General features: G+C 66.8%; 13 protein-coding genes. 3 read left to right on the top strand and 10 right to left on the bottom strand.

Annotated features, from left to right (window positions below; all coding sequences use genetic code 11):
• Window positions 1-84: 84 nt before the first annotated feature.
• Window positions 85-459 (top strand): nucleotide pyrophosphohydrolase, encoded by a 375-nt coding sequence (locus BMX85_RS27440; RefSeq protein ID WP_090326653.1) that lies wholly within the window; start codon window positions 85-87, stop codon window positions 457-459.
• Here the strand turns inward: BMX85_RS27440 and BMX85_RS27435 are convergent.
• The 8 genes from BMX85_RS27435 to BMX85_RS27405 all read right to left on the bottom strand — a co-directional run bounded on the left by BMX85_RS27435 (window position 456) and on the right by BMX85_RS27405 (window position 11,570).
• The gene (locus BMX85_RS27435; protein WP_090326649.1) at window positions 456-1,370 is read right to left on the bottom strand and encodes an alpha/beta hydrolase; all 915 of its coding nucleotides are present in this window, start codon (window positions 1,368-1,370) and stop codon (window positions 456-458) included. The two genes, BMX85_RS27440 and BMX85_RS27435, sit on opposite strands and share 4 nt — an antisense overlap.
• Before the next feature lie 87 nt (window positions 1,371-1,457).
• Window positions 1,458-3,923, bottom strand: coding sequence for a TonB-dependent receptor plug domain-containing protein (locus BMX85_RS27430; RefSeq protein ID WP_090326646.1), 2,466 nt, complete (start codon window positions 3,921-3,923; stop codon window positions 1,458-1,460).
• Window positions 3,924-3,994: 71 nt separating this feature from the next.
• Window positions 3,995-4,459 (bottom strand): RidA family protein, encoded by a 465-nt coding sequence (locus BMX85_RS27425; protein ID WP_373924259.1) that lies wholly within the window; start codon window positions 4,457-4,459, stop codon window positions 3,995-3,997.
• 126 nt (window positions 4,460-4,585) lie between these two features.
• The gene (locus BMX85_RS27420) at window positions 4,586-5,005 is read right to left on the bottom strand and encodes a c-type cytochrome (RefSeq protein ID WP_090326640.1); all 420 of its coding nucleotides are present in this window, start codon (window positions 5,003-5,005) and stop codon (window positions 4,586-4,588) included.
• A complete protein-coding gene (locus BMX85_RS27415) occupies window positions 5,002-6,609 on the bottom strand; it encodes a flavin monoamine oxidase family protein (protein WP_090326636.1) in 1,608 nt (535 codons plus the stop codon). Before BMX85_RS27415 ends, BMX85_RS27420 begins: the two co-directional genes overlap by 4 nt.
• 388 nt (window positions 6,610-6,997) lie before the next feature.
• The gene (locus tag BMX85_RS27410) at window positions 6,998-8,866 is read right to left on the bottom strand and encodes a Mu transposase C-terminal domain-containing protein (protein ID WP_090326633.1); all 1,869 of its coding nucleotides are present in this window, start codon (window positions 8,864-8,866) and stop codon (window positions 6,998-7,000) included.
• Complete coding sequence (locus BMX85_RS31385) at window positions 8,866-8,997, bottom strand: hypothetical protein (RefSeq protein ID WP_255372402.1); 132 nt, start codon at window positions 8,995-8,997, stop codon at window positions 8,866-8,868. The genes BMX85_RS27410 and BMX85_RS31385 overlap by 1 nt, the downstream gene beginning before the upstream one ends.
• 326 nt (window positions 8,998-9,323) lie before the next feature.
• Window positions 9,324-11,570 (bottom strand): DEAD/DEAH box helicase, encoded by a 2,247-nt coding sequence (locus BMX85_RS27405; protein WP_090326630.1) that lies wholly within the window; start codon window positions 11,568-11,570, stop codon window positions 9,324-9,326.
• A gap of 232 nt (window positions 11,571-11,802) precedes the next feature.
• On the opposite strand from BMX85_RS27405, the gene BMX85_RS27400 reads away from it, so the two are divergent.
• Window positions 11,803-12,810 (top strand): alpha/beta fold hydrolase, encoded by a 1,008-nt coding sequence (locus tag BMX85_RS27400; protein WP_090326627.1) that lies wholly within the window; start codon window positions 11,803-11,805, stop codon window positions 12,808-12,810.
• A 119-nt stretch (window positions 12,811-12,929) separates the two neighbouring features.
• Here BMX85_RS27400 and BMX85_RS27395 read toward each other — a convergent pair whose 3' ends face one another.
• Both BMX85_RS27395 and BMX85_RS27390 read right to left on the bottom strand, forming a co-directional pair.
• Window positions 12,930-13,199 carry a hypothetical protein gene (locus tag BMX85_RS27395; RefSeq protein ID WP_090327063.1) on the bottom strand — a complete coding sequence of 90 codons (270 nt, stop codon included), beginning with the start codon at window positions 13,197-13,199 and terminating at the stop codon, window positions 12,930-12,932.
• Between the two features lie 64 nt (window positions 13,200-13,263).
• A complete protein-coding gene (locus BMX85_RS27390; RefSeq protein ID WP_090326624.1) occupies window positions 13,264-13,542 on the bottom strand; it encodes a hypothetical protein in 279 nt (92 codons plus the stop codon).
• Window positions 13,543-13,728: 186 nt separating this feature from the next.
• On the opposite strand from BMX85_RS27390, the gene BMX85_RS27385 reads away from it, so the two are divergent.
• Entirely contained in the window at window positions 13,729-15,354 is a 1,626-nt protein-coding gene (locus BMX85_RS27385) for a M28 family peptidase (RefSeq protein ID WP_090326621.1), read from the top strand.
• The last annotated feature ends 87 nt before the right edge of the window (window positions 15,355-15,441 follow it).

Here is a 15,441-nt window from a genome sequence, read left to right as displayed (position 1 = left end):
GGCCCCGCGCCGCGCCCGGGCCATGCGACAAACCGTCGAAAACGGGGCATGAAGCGCAAAACGGATGGTGCTACCATTGCGGCCATGGACAACCAACACGCCTCCCCTTGCCCCGATACCCTGACCGAGCTGCGCGAGCGGACCCGCGCCTTCGCCCGCGAGCGCGATTGGGAACAGTTCCACACCCCGAAAAACCTGGCGATGGCGCTGTCGGTCGAGGTGGCGGAACTGGCCGAGCATTTCCAGTGGCTGCGCACCGGCGCCGACGACGAACTCGATGACGCCAAACGCGCCGGCATCCGCCACGAGCTGGCCGACGTGCTGCTGTACCTGGTGCAGCTGGCCGACCGGACCGGCGTCGACCTGCGCGCCGCGGCGCTGGAGAAAATCGCCCTCAACGCCGCCAAGTACCCGGCCGACCGGGTGCGCGGCGACGCCCGCAAGTCGACGCAATACTAGCGCGCCGGCGGCGCGCCGATGCCGAGCGCCTTGCGGATCTGCGCCGAGACGATGGCCCACGACGGCGACGTCGCCGCCACCTCGTCGTAGTGGCTCCCTCCCGGCAGCGGCACCACCTCCGCCGCGTCGCCGGCGGCGCTGGCGCGGCGCGCGTAATCGTGTCCGGCCCGGATCGGCGAGACGGTGTCGAATTCGCCGTGGATCAGCACCGTGCGCACGCCGGACGGCAGCATCTCGGCCGGCGAGGTGTCGGCGAAGACGTCCGGCCGCTCGGCGCTCGGCGTGCCGGCCAGCTGCGCGGTGTCGCGCTCGCAGCTGGCCTTGATCAGGGCCGCCTCGTTGCGCAGGTCGGCCAGGCCGCCCAGGCTGATCACGGTGGGCACCGGCAGCGGATCGGCCACGTACAGGGGGCTGCTGCGCGGCAAGCGCGCGCGCGCGCCGGCCCATTGCGCCAGGTGGCCACCGGCCGAGTGCCCGACCAGCACGATGCGCGACAGGTCGAGCCGGTGCGCCGGCGCCAGCGCGCGCAGGCGGTCCACCGCCGTGGCGACGTCGAGGTACATGCCGGGGTAGCCGCCGCCCTCCTCGTCGAAGCGGCGGTATTCGACGTTCCACACCGCCACGCCCTGGCGCAGCAGGTCGCCGGCGATGTTGCGCATCTGCGTGATGCCGCCGAATTCCCGGGTCCAGCAGCCGCCGTGGATCACCACCGCGACCGGGAACGGGCCGTCGCCGCCGGGCGCGAACAGTTCGGCGAACTGCGACGGCGCGGCGCCGTAGGCCACGTGCAGGCTGGGGGCCGGGCCGGTCAGCGCCAGGTAGTCCTGCAAGGTCATCGGCGCGGCGGCCGCGCCGCCGGCGCCGCCGGCGATGGCGGCCGCCAGCAGGGTCCTGCCCATTGTTTTCAACATGCGAAGCTCCGTGGTGTGAAGCCGACATGCTACACCAAAAAAAAACCGCCCCGGAGGGCGGCCTTGGCCTGATGCGCCGTCAACGTCTTACCACTTGTAGTTGGCCCGCACGTAGTAGTAACCGCCATTGATGCCGAACGGCGAGAACGATGGCAGCACCGTCACCGCCGCGTTGTCCAACGCGGCGCGCTGGTCGGCCAGCAGCGCCGGATTGACGCCGTTCGGGTAGGTGTTGAACAGATTGTTGGCGCCGACGGCCACCGACCACGCCGGGTTGACCTTGTAGCCCACTTCCAGATCGGTGATCGCCTTGGCCTTGATCTCGGTCTTGTGATAGACCGAGCCGTCCTCGCTGCCGTAGTCGTTCGACTTGCCGTAGATCGCCTCGCGCAGGTTGATGGTCCAGTCGCCGATCTTCCACAGCGCGCCCAGGTTCACGCGCATCTTCGGCGAGGCCGTCTCCAGGTTCGAGATCGCGGTCTTGTCGAGCAAGGTTTGCGGCAGCAGCTGCGTCGGCGCCTGGTTGATCTTGGTGACTTCGACCTTGTTGTAGTTGGCCGCGATCGACCAGTCCACGCGGCCGTAGGCGCCGTAGTTCTCGTTCAAGGTGGTGACGAATTCCAGCCCGCGGCTGCGGGTGTTGACCGCGTTCGAGAAGATGTTGATGCCGGTCTGGCTGACGGTGCTATCGAGCACGTTGCCGTTGGCCAGGATCGCCGCCGTGACGGCCGGCGAGTTGACCGCGCCGCCGGAACCGTACAAGGCGCCCGAGCCGACGATGCGGTCGCGGATCTTGATCTGGTAGACGTCGAACGTGATATTCAGATTGCTGGCCGGGTTGAGCACCATGCCCACACTGAGGTTGGTGGACGCCTCCGGTTTGAGGCCGTCGACGCCGACCAGGCGCGCGCCCGGCGAATTGGGCGCCAGCTGCACGAAGGCGCTGGTCGGGCCGACGTTGGTGGCCGAGTAGTACGATTCGGCCAGCGTCGGCGCGCGGAAGCCGTTGCTGAAGGTGCCGCGCACGGCCGCCGTCGGCGTCAGTTCGTAGCGCGAGGTCAGCTTGCCGACGCGGGCCGCGCCGAAGTCGGAGAAGTGCTCGTAGCGCCCCGCCAGATCGACCGTCAGATCCTTGATCGGATTGCCGGCGATGTCGATGTAGGCGGCCTTGTTGGTGCGGCGGTGGCGGCCGGCGTCGGTCAGCGAGAAGCCGGGATACGACTGCGAGCCCTCCTTGTAGCGCGAGGCGGCGTCGCCGGCCTGGATCTCGTATTTGTCGATGCGGTGCTCGACGCCGGCGGCGAAGGTGAGCGGCTTGCTCCAGCCGACGTTGAATTCACGGCTCGACTCGAGCGTGGTGGTGAGCTGGCTGGCGATGAAGGCGCCGGCCTTGAAGGTGGTCGGCGAGTAGCCGGTGTCGGCGAACAGCGAGGCGTTGGCCGAGTCCTCGACGCCGATCTCGGACTTGTCGCGCCCATAGGTGGTGCTCAGGTCCAGGTTCCACTCGGCCAGCTTGCCCTTGACGCCGCCGGTCCAGCCGAAGTCCTTCTGGTTGATCTTTTCCTTCGGCGAGAAGCCCTGCGGGTACATTTTCGGAATGCGGGTCGGCAGGCGGTAGTTTTCGTACGCGCGCGCGACCTTCTCGCCGTAGGTGGCGATGCTGTAGATCTGCACGTCCTTGGTCACGTCCCAGCCGAAGTTGGCGGCCAACACCTGCAGGTGGTACTGGGCGTCGCCCTGGATCTTGTTCAGGTACGGGTAGCCGGGAATCGACGTCATGCCCGGCGCGGCGGCGAGGTTGCCGGCGTCGAGCAGGCGTGGGTCGATGCCGCCACGGTCGCTGAAGTCGTGGTATTTCGATTCGGCCGTCACGCTCAGGAAGGCGTCCTTGAACGGTTCGAAGCCGACGTTGGCCGAGCCGCCGACGGTCTTGCCGCCGCCGTCCCAGTAGCCGCCGCCGGTGGCCGAGGCGGTGCCGCCATGGTCGTTCGATTTGAGGATGATGTTGATCACGCCGGCGATGGCGTCCGAGCCGTATTGGGCGGCTGCGCCGTCCTGCAGCACCTCGATATGGTCGATGGCCGACACCGGAATGAAGTTCAGGTCGGCCGCCGCGCCGCCCTGGTACGGGCCGCCCAGCACGGCCAGGTTGGCGGTGCCGTGGCGGCGTTTGCCGTTGATCAGCACCAGCGTGTTGTTCGGGCTCAGGCCGCGCAGGCGGGCCGACAGCGTCAGGTTGGCGGTGTCGCCGCCGAACGCTTGCGCGGTGAACGACGGCAGGTTCTGCGCCAGCGCCTGGATCAGGTCCGGCTGGCCGGTGCGCATCAGCGAGGCCGAGTCGAGCACCTGGATCGGCGAGGCGCTGTTCTCGGCCTTCATGCCGCTCGAGCGGGTGCCGGTGACGATCACCGAGCCGGCCGACGCGGCGTCGGGGGCGGCGGCCGCTTCGGCCGCCTCGGCTTCGGCCGGGTTGGCCGGACTAGCATACGCGGCGCCAATCGCCAGGGTGGACAACACGGCTGCGACGCCGATCTTCAGTGTGGCCTTATGCATATTTTGAATCCCCAGTTGAATAATAAGAAAAGTAAGACCTGAACCCGAACCTGAATCTGAACCTGAATCGCTTATTTTTTGGCGGCGACCACCTCGATCTCGACCAGCCAGCCAGGGTTGCTCAAGCCGGCCACCTGCACCACGGCGCGCGCCGGCAGGTTGGGCTGGGCGCCGCCGAAGTATTGGGTGTAGGCTTCCATGAAGCCCTTGGTGTCGCCCTTGCCGCCCTTGGCCGGATCGCCGACCAGGAACACCTGCATCTTGACGACGTCGGACATCTCCAGCTTCATGCCCTCGAGGATCTCCTTGATCTTCTTGAGCACCGTCTCGGTCTGCGCCTTGGTGTCGCCGAAGGCGGCCAGCGAGTCCGGCGCGGCGGTCTTGTCGATCACCGCCGGCACCTGGCCGCTGATGAAGTGGATGGTGGCCGTGGGCGGAATCGTCACCGCCAGCGCGATCGGGAAGTCGGAGTTCGGAATCTTGTGGCGCACGATGTCGGCCTTCTCCTCCACCTTCGGCGCCTTGGCGGCGGCCATCGCCGACGATGCCGACAGCAGGCCGACGGCGGTGGAGATCAACAGTGCGGTTACGGATCGGGTCAATGCGTTGGTCAATGCGTTGGTCGATGCTTTGGTCATGGTCTCGTCTTCCTGTGGTTGTAATCAGTGTTTGTTCGACATTTCGGCGCTGCCGAAATGGGCCACGCCCAGCGCATCGCGCAGCTTGAGCACCTCGGCCTCGGTCAGCGCGTCGGCCTTGTTGCCCCAGCTGGCGCGCACGTAGGTCAGGATGGCGGCCATGTCGGCGTCGTTGATGTTCTCGCTGAAGTCGGGCATGCCGCCACGGCCCTTGAGCAGCACGGTGGCCACTTCGGCGTGGTCGCCGGTGACGAATTTGCTGCCGGCCAGCGGCGGGAACGCGCCCGGTATGCCCTTGCCGCTGGCCTGGTGGCAGGCCGCGCAGTTTTTCAGGAACAGCGCCTTGCCGTCCGGCGCCGTGGTCTGCGCCTGCGACGGCGCGCTGGCGGCGGCCGCGAACGCCGCCACGATCACCATCGCGGCCTTCAATAACGTGTCCCTCATGCGCTGGCCCTCGCGTGGATCTTGGCGATCTGCTGCCAGGCCGATTCGATGGCGCCGGCCTGCCAGCCGGTCAGGTAGCTCAGGTGCTCGCCGGCCAGCATGATCCTGCCCTCGCCTTCGAGCAGCGTCGGGTAGGCGGCGGCGCGGGTCTTCTCGGTCCACTCGGCCCAGCCGCCCAGGTTGTACTGCACGCGGTGCCAAGCCACCGAGAACGCGTTCTCGTATTCGTCGCGGTACTGCGGGAAGATCTTCTGGCCGGCGGCGACGGCGAATTCGGCGCGTTCGGCCGGCGTCAGCGCGCTGACCTCGATGGCGGCCGTCTGGTACTGGTAATAGCCGAGCAGCACGCCCTTCTTCTTCTGCCAGCCGTACGACGGCATCGAGATGGTGTTGATGCCTTTGAGGTCGGTGAGCACATGGCCGCCGTAGATGTTGTCGTCCTCCTCCCAGAAGCGGCGCTTCATCTGCAGGCCGATCTTGCCGACCGGCGCATAGGCCACCGTGGCGACGGCCTTCTTGAACGTGTCCGAGAAATCGGTGTCGATCTGGCGCAGCACCGACAGCGGAATGGTGCACAGGCAATAGTCGGCCGTCACGCTGGAAGCCTTGCCGGTGGCGGTGTCCTTGAAGGCGATGGTCACGCCCTGGTCGTTCTGGCGGATGGTCTGCACCTCGGAGCGGTAGCGGATCACCTTGCCGACGCGTTTTTCGAACGCCTTCGGAATCGCATCCATGCCGCCGACCGGCTGGAACATGGTCGCCTGCATCGGGAAGTCCTGCACCGCGCTATAGACGTTGCCCAGCTTGGACGCCAGCAGCTCCTTGAAGCCCAGCGGGTCGGACTGCTTGCCCGGTCCCGGCTCCATGCCGGCGCCCGGATAGACGGCGAAACCGCGCCCGGTGCGGCCCTTGTATTTGAGGTCGGCGCCGGCCAGCTGGCCCTCGTGCGCCAGGTAGTCGAGCAGCAGGCGCTTGTCGTCGGCCGTCAGTTCGGCGTCGAGCTGGTTGTTCTTGATCGACTTGGCCAGCATCTCGTCGACGTGGCCGCGCATGTCGGCCTTGACCTCCTTGATGCGCAGCCGCTTGCCGGCGAACGGGCCGGCGTTTTCGGAGTACACATAGGAGTGGTCGTTCTCGTTGACCATCACCTCCAGCGGCACCTCGAACAGGCGCGTGTAGTGCAAGGTCGACTGGTGGTGCAGCGGGATGCGCCACGGTCCGTGGTTGATGTACTGGCCTTCGTCGAAGGCGCAGGTCTGTTTGTCGCCGCCCAATTCGGTCAGGCTGAAGCCCTTGCGGGCGGTCTGGCAACGGCCGCCGGCGAAGGCGCGCGCCTCGAGGATCTGGCACTGGTAACCGAGCTTGCCCAGTTCGAAGGCGGCGGTCAGCCCGGCCAGGCCAGCGCCAAGGATCACCACCTTCTTGCCCTTGCCGCTGCCGCTCAGCGCGGGCGGCGCGGCGGACGTCGAGCCGATGCCCATGCCCCAGGCGTTCATGGTGTTTAACAGCAGGCCGGTGCCGCCGACGGCGGCGGCCCGGTACAGAAAGTCCCTACGGGTAAATGAACTAAACGGTTTAAACGGTTTTACTGTTTTGCTTTCCATCGGTTTCCTCACCAGTCTGCCTGAAATAACTTGGGTGACTTGCTTACCCATAGTTCCAATCTAGCAAGGCGCGTGCCACGCGGCGCAAGCAAAACAAACATGCTTCACAACCAGGAAAACCCTTATGGCACAAGGCCCGCTTTCATCGAACAATGTATTTACATGGCCTACGTGCGCGCTCGGGATACCCCGCATGCGATGCCGCGGGCGACAAACTTTATTCGCGGAAAACGGACTTTATTCGCGGCGCGGCGCGGCGTGCGCGCGCGGCCTACGAGGACCGCCGGCGGCGCGCGGCGGCGCGGCGCACCAGCAAGTGGCAGGCGCCAAAACAGGGAATGGGAGGATGCACGACGCTGGACCGCGCGCCGGCGGCTTCGCGGGAAGATCAGCCCGCGAAGCTGGCCAGGGCCGGCGCATTGCTGCGCGTCGTGGATACCGGTGCAGACATGGATGCGGCCTCGCGCGGCAGGCGGGCGATTTCCTCGGCCGACAGGTGGCGCTGGGCGGCGCACGCGTCGTCCAGGTGGCAGGCGTGGAACTGCATCGGCGCGGCCGGATCGAGCAGATAGACCATGTCCAGGTTGGACGGATCGTAGGCCACCTTGACGCTCCAGTGTCCGCGCAGGCGCGCGCGGTCGAACCAGCGTTCGTGGATGGCGCGCGCGCAGGTGTAAGTACTTTCGAACAGGCGGATGCCGTCGGCGCCGACCTGCGCCACCGCAACCGGCATCAGGCTGCAGCGGATCAGGTGTTCGGGATAGGTTTTAAGTCCGCCGCCCCGGTGCGCCACGCCCCAGTCCCACAGCTGGCGCGGGGTGGCGTTGCCGGCGTGGCGCAGCGGGTGGCGGTTGTTGTAATAGAGGATGCAGTCGATGACGATGCGGGTGAACTGCTCCAGATCGAGCACGCCGTCGAGCCGGCACGGCGCACCCTCGTCGTCCGGCGCCAGCAGGCGGAAGCGCTTTTCCAGCACCGCCTTCCAGTCGCCCGGGCCGTCGTCGACGGCCACGCAGCGCAGGTTGAAGTTATTCAGCAAGGCCGGGTCCATGCCGCCCTCGCCGCCGTCGCGGGCGGCCGCCAGCGCGGCGTTGGCGAACAGGGTTTCCGGCAGGTGGCGGCACGGCCACTGCGCCGCCTCGATGCGGCGGCCGAACTGCTGGCTGTAGCGCTGCTTGTCGGCGCCGCAGTTGGCCAGCGCCAGCATCGCCTGCGGCCAGCTGGCCGGTCCCAGGCCGATGTAGACGCCGGTGACCAGGCGGCTGAACGAATCGACCGCCAGATAGATGCGCGGTCGGCCGACCGATTGCCGGCGGTCGGCGCGCGAGACCAGCCGCACCTCGGCGCAGACGGCGTCGAGGTAGAAGCCGGCGCCGGGACGGCCCGGCGGCAGCGCCTGCGGCGTCAGCGCGGCCGGCTGGCCGGCCACGGAGGCCGGCGCGGGCGCCCACGGCGCGCCCGCGCCGTCGCCGCGGCGCGCCACCTCGGGCGGACGGTCGTCGTCGTGGTCGAGCCAGTAGTTGAACTGGCCGAAGGTCGGCAGCACGGCGCTGCGGCCGGCCGGCGTGGTCAGCACGCGGCCCGAAGGTTCGTCGATGCGGCGCTCGACGAAGAATTCGTCGAGCATCTGTTCATAGGCGCCCAGGCGCGAGAACTTGGCGTGGCCGGCGGCATAGCGCGCGATGGCGACGCGGAAGGTGCGGCGGATCTCCTCGTCGGCGTTCAGGCCCGGGCCGGCGTCGGCGCCGTTCTTGCGCGGGCGTCCGCGCTTGACGCCGGCCGAGGCCTGGCGCACCTTGCCCTTGCCGCCCGAGTTGCAGTAGTCCGGCAGCAGCGCGTTGGGGGTCTGGCCGCGCTGCCAGTAGCGGCGCAGGTAACGGTAGATGGTGGGATGCGAGACGCCGTGGGCGCCGGTGGCGCGTGCGATCAGCTGGCCGCGCTGGCGGGCCTCGTAGATGCCCGGCTCCAGCGCCACCAGCGGTTCGATGATCTCCCAGGCGCGCGCCCGCAGTTGCAGGTGCTTGGCCGGCAGCAGGTCCTGGCTGACGACCATCAAATAGGGGTCGGCCGGCAGCACGCTGGCGCGGCCGGCCCGGATGTCGGCGTGCAGCACCGACAGTTGGATGAGTTCTACATCGGCCGAGCGGGCCGCCACGTCGAAGACATAGGCGTGGCTCTGCTCGGGAGCGATCCACAAGATGCGGACGGTGCGCGGAGACGGATGCGTATAGTGCAGCAGATCGTTCCGCAGTAGCATTAGCGCCCCTTGACGGTGAATGGCCGGCTATCGACGATGATCGCGTACGGGCCGGCCTGATTGTGCTCGCGCAGTATCTGCGGCTTGAGCGAATCGATAAAGATGTTCCACAGCTTCCTGAATGATGTCATCTCAATGCTCCGATCTAAACGACTTGTCTCCAGGTTGAGGCGCCTCGGCGGGCGCGCCTTTTATGGGGATGTGCTATCACATATGCAATAAGCGGGCCAGCCTTGCCGGACGGCAGCTTCTCCTATGAGAGTGATTCATGCGGGGTTTTTGGACGGCCGTGTTTGCGGCGGATCAAGCTTTGTTTTGGTGCAACGCAACAGATGGGCGCACCTTGTCCGTGCAACAACACGCCGGGGGTGGCAGCGACGAAAAACGGGGCCCTGCGGCCCCGTTGACGATGCGGTGGAAGCGGCGGCGGGCATGGCGCCCGCGCCGTTCGTCTTCCCTAGTACTTCTTGCCGGCCGGCTTTTTCTTCGGCGGCGTCGACTTGCCCGATTCCGGCGGCATACGGTCGGCATGACTGATTTTCAGCTGAGCGCCGCCGACCCAGACCTTGCCCAGGTGCTTGAACAGCTCATCCGGCATGCCGTCAGGCAACTCGACCATGCTGTAGGTGTCGAAGATCTCGATGCGGCCGATGTGCTTGGCCTCCAGTCCCGCTTCGTTGGCGATGGCGCCGACGATGTTGGACGGGGTGGCGGCGTTGTTGCTGCCCACTTCGATGCGGAAGGCGCTCATCGGCAGGGTCACCTTGCCCGGCTTTTCCTTTTTCTTCTTCGGCGCGGCGTCGTCCAGTTCGGCGGCGTCGACGCGGGCGGCGCGCGCCAGCGGCGAGCCGGCCGGCTTGTCGGCGGCCGGCAATGTCGCCGGGGCGGCCGGCGCGGCGGCTTTGGCCGGCGCCGGACGGGCCGGTGCCGACGGCGCCGGTGCGGCGTCGCCGTTATCGCGGCTGATGCGCAGCTGCTGGCCTGCCACCTTGATGCCGGCCAGGTGGTCGAGCACGTCGCCGGTCAGGTTGTCGGGCATATCGAGCACGCTGTAGTCGTCGTAGATCTCGATGCGGCCGATGTGCTTGGAGTCGATGCCGCCCTCGTTGGCGATGGCGCCGACGATGTTGCCCGGCTTGACGCCGTGCTGGTAGCCCACTTCGATGCGGAAGGTCTGCATGCCCGGATCGGCGGCGCGCACCACGCGCTCCTTTTTCGGGAAGCGGTCGCTCCGGTCCGGACGCTCGGCGCGGTCGCCGCGCTCGAAACGATCACCGCGGTCGCCGCGATCGGGGCGGTCGCCGCGGTCATGGCGTTCGAAGCCGACCTGGCGGCCCGGCCGCTCGTCCCAGGTGGCGGCGGCAGTCTGCTGCTTCTTATCGAGCAGCAGCGGCACGTCGCCGCGCGCCATCTTGGCCAGCGCGGCGGCGATCTCGATCGCCGGGATGTTTTGTTCGCGCTCGAAGTCCTCGATCAGCGACTGGAACTGTTCCAGCTCGCCCTGGGCCAGCGTTTCGCTGATCTGCGACTTGAATTTGGCGATGCGCACGTCGTTGACCGCCTGGATGGTCGGCAGTTCGAGCATGCCGATCGGCTGGCGGGTGGCGCGCTCGATCGATTTGAGCAGGTTCTTCTCGCGCGGCGTGATGAACAGGATCGCCTCGCCGCTGCGGCCGGCGCGGCCGGTGCGGCCGATGCGGTGGGTGTAGCTTTCCGGATCGTGCGGCACGTCGTAGTTGACCACGTGGCTGATGCGCTCGACGTCCAGGCCGCGCGCGGCGACGTCGGTGGCGACCAGGATGTCGATCTTGCCGTCCTTGAGCTGCTGGATGGTGCGCTCGCGCTGCTGCTGCTGGACGTCGCCGTTGATGGCGGCGGCCGAGAAGCCGCGCGCCTGCAATTTGCTGGCCAGTTCCTCGGTACCGAGCTTGGTGCGCGAGAAGATGATCATGCCGTCGAAGTTCTCCGCCTCCAGGATGCGGGTCAGCGCGTCGAGCTTGTGCATGCCCGACACCAGCCAGTAGCGCTGGCGGATGTTCTCGGCGGTGCCGGTCTTGGCGGCGACGGTGATTTCCTTCGGGCTGCGCAGGTAGGTGTTGGCGATGCGGCGGATCGCCGACGGCATCGTCGCCGAGAACAGCGCGGTCTGGCGGCTGTCGGGCGTCTCCTGCAGGATGCGCTCGACGTCGTCGATAAAGCCCATGCGCAGCATCTCGTCGGCCTCGTCGAGCACGAGGGTTTTCAGCTTGGACAGGTCGAGCGAACCCTTGTCCAGGTGGTCGATGACGCGGCCCGGGGTGCCGACGACGACGTGCACGCCGCGGCGCAGCGCCGACAGCTGCGGGCCGTAGCTTTGGCCGCCGTAGATCGGCAGCACGTGGAAGCCGGGGATGTGCGCGGCGTAGGTCTGGAAGGCCTCGGCCACCTGGATCGCCAGCTCGCGGGTCGGCGCCAGCACCAGCGCCTGCGGCGTGGTTTGCTTGATGTCGATGCGCGACAGGATCGGCAGCGCGAAGGCGGCGGTTTTGCCGGTGCCGGTCTGCGCCTGGCCCAGCACGTCGAGGTTATCGAGCAGCAGCGGGATGGTCGCGGCCTGGATCGGCGACGGCGACTCGTAGCCGACGTCCTTGAGGGCCTTGATCAGCGGCGCGCTCAGATCCAGATCGGAGAAAAGGGTAATGGGGGAGGTTGGGGTGTCAGACATGGCGTCACTCACAAGTATGTTCGAATCGCCTAATTGCGAAAGAAATTTGGGCGTAGTTTACTCTGTCTCGCCGGATTCAGCCTTTTTTTGCGCGAAACCGGGTTGTTAACGACCCAATTAGCCGCCTATTAGGGGCCAATTAAGGACAAATTAAGGGTGATACCGGCGTTCCCGATTGCCGTCCTATCGTGCGGGCCCTATATTGGCCGCTCCCCCGACCCTGGAGAATGCCATGCCGTCCACCCGCTCCGTCCCCGCCCTGGCCGCGCTGGCCGCCGCCGCCGCCCTCTGCGCCCCCGCCCTCGCCGCCACCTACGGGCCGCAGCTCGAAGGCTTCGCCTATCCGCACAAGCTGCAGTACTACGCTTTCACGTCACAAGGTAAAAGCCTGCAAATGGCTTACATGGACGTGGCGCCCACGGCCAAGGCCAACGGCAAGACGGCGGTGCTCATGCACGGCAAGAACTTCTGCGGCGCGACCTGGGAGCAGACCATCACCGCCCTGGGCGCGGCCGGCTACCGCGTGGTGGCGCCCGACCAGATCGGATTTTGCGCCTCGACCAAGCCGGAACACTATCAATACAGCTTCCAGCAGCTGGCCGCCAACACCGCGGCGCTATTAAAGAGCATCGGCGTCACGCAGGCCGCCATCATCGGCCACTCGACCGGCGGCATGCTGGCCACGCGCTACGCGCTGATGTATCCGGAGGCCGTGTCGCGGCTGGTGATGGTCAATCCGATCGGGCTGGAAGACTGGAAGGCGCTGGGCGTGCCGGCGCGCAGCGTCGACCAGTGGTACCAGCGCGAATTGAAGATGACGGCCGACAGCGTGCGCGCCTACGAAAAATCGACCTATTACGTCGGCCGCTGGAAGCCCGAGTACGAGCGCTGGGTCGATATGCTGGCCGGGATGAACGGGGGGCCGGGCAAGAACATCGTGGCGTGGAATTCGGCGCTGATCTACGACATGATCTACACGCAGCCGGTGGTCTACGAATTCCCGCTGCTGAAGGTGCCGACCTCGCTGATCGTCGGCGACGCCGACACCACCGCCATCGGCAGCGACATCGCAGCGCCGGCCGTCAAGGCCAAAATCGGCAAGTACGAGATATTGGGAAAGCAGGTGATCAAGCAGATCCCGAACGGCCATCTGGTGGAATTCAAGGGCATGGGCCACGCGCCGCAAATGGAGGATCCGGCCGCGTTCCACCGCGCCCTGCTCGACGAGTTGAACCGATAAACGAAGCGGGAATAAAAAAAGAGAGCCGGGGCGTATCCCGTCTCTCTCTTTCTTGCGCCGCCCAGGCCTGAGGTCCGGGGCGGCACGTCGTGCGCCTGCTGGTGATGCCTACGACTTGATTATTTGACCGGGGTTGCCGGTGTCGCCGGGGTTGCCGGCGTTGCCGGCTCCGCGGCTGCCGGCTTGACGGCCTTTTCAGCCTTGACCTTCTTGTGATGCGTTTTCTTCGCGGCGGTGTGCTCATGCGGCGCCGCTGGCACGGCCGGGGTCGCGGCGGTCGCCGTCACCGGAGCAGCCGGGGCGGCCGGGGTGGCCGGCGTGGCGGGAGCCTGGGCGAACGCGGCGCCGGCCAACAGCGTGGCGATCAGGGTAGCGGTAATCTTCTTCATGACATACATCCTTTTAAACGGTATAAATTATTTAAATTATTTTTAGTAAAACTGACCCTTCTTTTTACTTCTTTACTGCCACTTCTTTCGTTTCCACCTTCGTCACCGTCTCGGTGGCGGGGGCTGCGACTTTGGATTCTTTGGTTTCCTTGACGGTCTTGACCTTGTGGGCGCCGTGCTTGTCGGTTTTGACTTCGCTCTTCACTTCGGTCGTGGTCGCGGTCTTCGCTTCGGCGGCGACGGCTGGTTTGGTCTCAGGCGTGGCGGGAGCGGCGGCTGGCGTTTGGGCGAATGCTGCGGTGGCGAACAGGCCGGCGATCAGGGAAGCGATAATTTTGGTCATGATGTGTTTCCTTTTTCTGGTGTGGGCAGCGGGACCATCCCGTGTCGCATGAGCAGAAAACGGCCCGCGCCACCGATGAGTTGACCGCCCTTACAACCTCTTACCGACTCTTACACTCGCTTACAAGCGGTTGAAAATCCAGTAAGATGCCTGGTCCACGTTCCAGCTACCACTTACGGAGTCACCATGCGTCTTCCAATGTTCGCCCTCGCCGCCGGCATCGCCCTGCAGGCCACAGCCCACGCCCAAGCCCAACCTGTCGTCGCCGAGGCGCCGCTGCGCGCCCACCTGTCCTTCCTGGCCGACGACTTGTTCGAAGGCCGCGGCACCGGCCAGCGCGGCGGCGACCTGACGGTGCGCTACCTGGAGACGCAGGCCGCCATCATCGGCCTCAAACCGCTGGCCGGCGGCGGCTATCGCCAGTCCGTCAAGATCGAGGGCACCAAGCTGCTGCCCGGGAGCCTGGTGCGCTTCGACGCCGGCGGCAAGACCATCGCGCCCAAGACCGGCACCGAGATCGTGTTCGGCACCATGAGCGGCAAGCAGGACGTCACCGTCGACGCCCCGCTGGTGTTCGTCGGCTACGGCGCCAGCGCGCCGGAGGAAAACTGGGACGACTACAAGGGCGTCGACATGCAGGGCAAGATCCTGGTCATGATGGTCAACGACCCGCAGCCGACCGCCGACGAACCCAACCGCTTCGCCGGCAAGGCCTACACCTATTACGGCCGCTGGCTGTACAAGTTCGAGGAGGCGGTGCGGCGCGGCGCCGCCGGCGCGCTGCTGATCCACACCACGCCGTCGGCCTCCTACCCGTGGAGCGTGCCGGCCAACGGCTTTAGCCACGAGCGCTTCCACCTGGCCGGCAAGGGCAACCCGGTCGAGGGCTGGCTGCAGGAGGACACCGCGCGCGCGCTGTTCGCCGCCGCCGGCTTCGATCTGGACGCGCTGCGCGCCAAGGCCGAGCGGCGCGACTTCACGCCGGTCGACCTCAACATCAAGGTCCACGCCGAGGTGCGCAGCGCCGTGCGCCAGATCGAGCAGTTCAACGTCGCCGGCATCGTGCCCGGCACCGACGCCAAGCTGAAGGAACAGGCGGTGATCTACTCGGCGCACTGGGACCACATGGGCATGGACGAGGGCGTGCGCCGCGACGACAAGAGCGACCACACCTACAATGGCGCCATCGACAACGCCTCCGGCACCGCCGCGCTGCTGGTGATGGCGGCCGAGGCGGTCAAGCAACCGGCCAAGCGCACCCAGATCTTCCTGTGGCCGGCGGCCGAGGAACAGGGCCTGCTGGGCAGCGCCGCCTACGTGCAAAACCCGGCCTGGCCGCTCGACAAGACCACGGCCGACCTCAACCTCGACAGCATGAACTTCGTCGGCAAGACCAGCGACATCGGCGTCGCCGGCGCCGAGCGCAGCAGCCTGTACGAGGCCGCCGGCGCGGTCGCCAAAAAAATGGGCCTGACGCTGGCGCCGGCCATCCCCGACCTGTCGGGCGCCTTCTTCCGCGCCGACCATTTCAATTTCGCCAAGGCCGGCGTGCCGGCGTTTAACGTCGGCTCGGCCGTGTTCTCCGGCGACGGCCACTTCACCTTCGTCAAGGACCTCGAGCCGTCGCGCGCCAAGCTGGTCGCTTTCAAGAAGGACTACCACCAGGTCACCGACGAGTACCGCCCGGAGTGGGATTTGTCGGGCATGGTGCAGCAGGCGCAATTCACCCTCAACCTCGGCTACGCGGTCGCCAACGCCCCGGCCATGCAGCGCTGGAAGGCCGGCGACGCCTTCGGCAAGGTCAAGCGCTAGCTTAGAGCGCGCGACCGCGCCGGCCAACCTGGCCGGCGTCTGATATATGCCACAGAGCAACACTTGAAACGGCCTATAATGCTGACA

The organism is Duganella sp. CF517 (assembly GCF_900110275.1).
Taxonomy (GTDB): Bacteria; Pseudomonadota; Gammaproteobacteria; order Burkholderiales; family Burkholderiaceae_D; genus Rugamonas.
This window is presented reverse-complemented; position numbering and strand designations above follow the sequence as displayed.

What these genes read in the sequence shown, in the direction of transcription:
- BMX85_RS27440 (WP_090326653.1), top strand. Translation starts at nt 85, where the DNA reads ATGGACAACCAACACGCCTCCCCTTGCCCCGATACCCTGACCGAGCTG.
- BMX85_RS27435 (WP_090326649.1), bottom strand. Translation starts at nt 1,370, where the DNA reads ATGTTGAAAACAATGGGCAGGACCCTGCTGGCGGCCGCCATCGCCGGC.
- BMX85_RS27430 (WP_090326646.1), bottom strand. Translation starts at nt 3,923, where the DNA reads ATGCATAAGGCCACACTGAAGATCGGCGTCGCAGCCGTGTTGTCCACC.
- BMX85_RS27425 (WP_373924259.1), bottom strand. Translation starts at nt 4,459, where the DNA reads ATGGCCGCCGCCAAGGCGCCGAAGGTGGAGGAGAAGGCCGACATCGTG.
- BMX85_RS27420 (WP_090326640.1), bottom strand. Translation starts at nt 5,005, where the DNA reads ATGAGGGACACGTTATTGAAGGCCGCGATGGTGATCGTGGCGGCGTTC.
- BMX85_RS27415 (WP_090326636.1), bottom strand. Translation starts at nt 6,609, where the DNA reads ATGGAAAGCAAAACAGTAAAACCGTTTAAACCGTTTAGTTCATTTACC.
- BMX85_RS27410 (WP_090326633.1), bottom strand. Translation starts at nt 8,866, where the DNA reads ATGCTACTGCGGAACGATCTGCTGCACTATACGCATCCGTCTCCGCGC.
- BMX85_RS31385 (WP_255372402.1), bottom strand. Translation starts at nt 8,997, where the DNA reads ATGACATCATTCAGGAAGCTGTGGAACATCTTTATCGATTCGCTCAAG.
- BMX85_RS27405 (WP_090326630.1), bottom strand. Translation starts at nt 11,570, where the DNA reads ATGTCTGACACCCCAACCTCCCCCATTACCCTTTTCTCCGATCTGGAT.
- BMX85_RS27400 (WP_090326627.1), top strand. Translation starts at nt 11,803, where the DNA reads ATGCCGTCCACCCGCTCCGTCCCCGCCCTGGCCGCGCTGGCCGCCGCC.
- BMX85_RS27395 (WP_090327063.1), bottom strand. Translation starts at nt 13,199, where the DNA reads ATGAAGAAGATTACCGCTACCCTGATCGCCACGCTGTTGGCCGGCGCC.
- BMX85_RS27390 (WP_090326624.1), bottom strand. Translation starts at nt 13,542, where the DNA reads ATGACCAAAATTATCGCTTCCCTGATCGCCGGCCTGTTCGCCACCGCA.
- BMX85_RS27385 (WP_090326621.1), top strand. Translation starts at nt 13,729, where the DNA reads ATGCGTCTTCCAATGTTCGCCCTCGCCGCCGGCATCGCCCTGCAGGCC.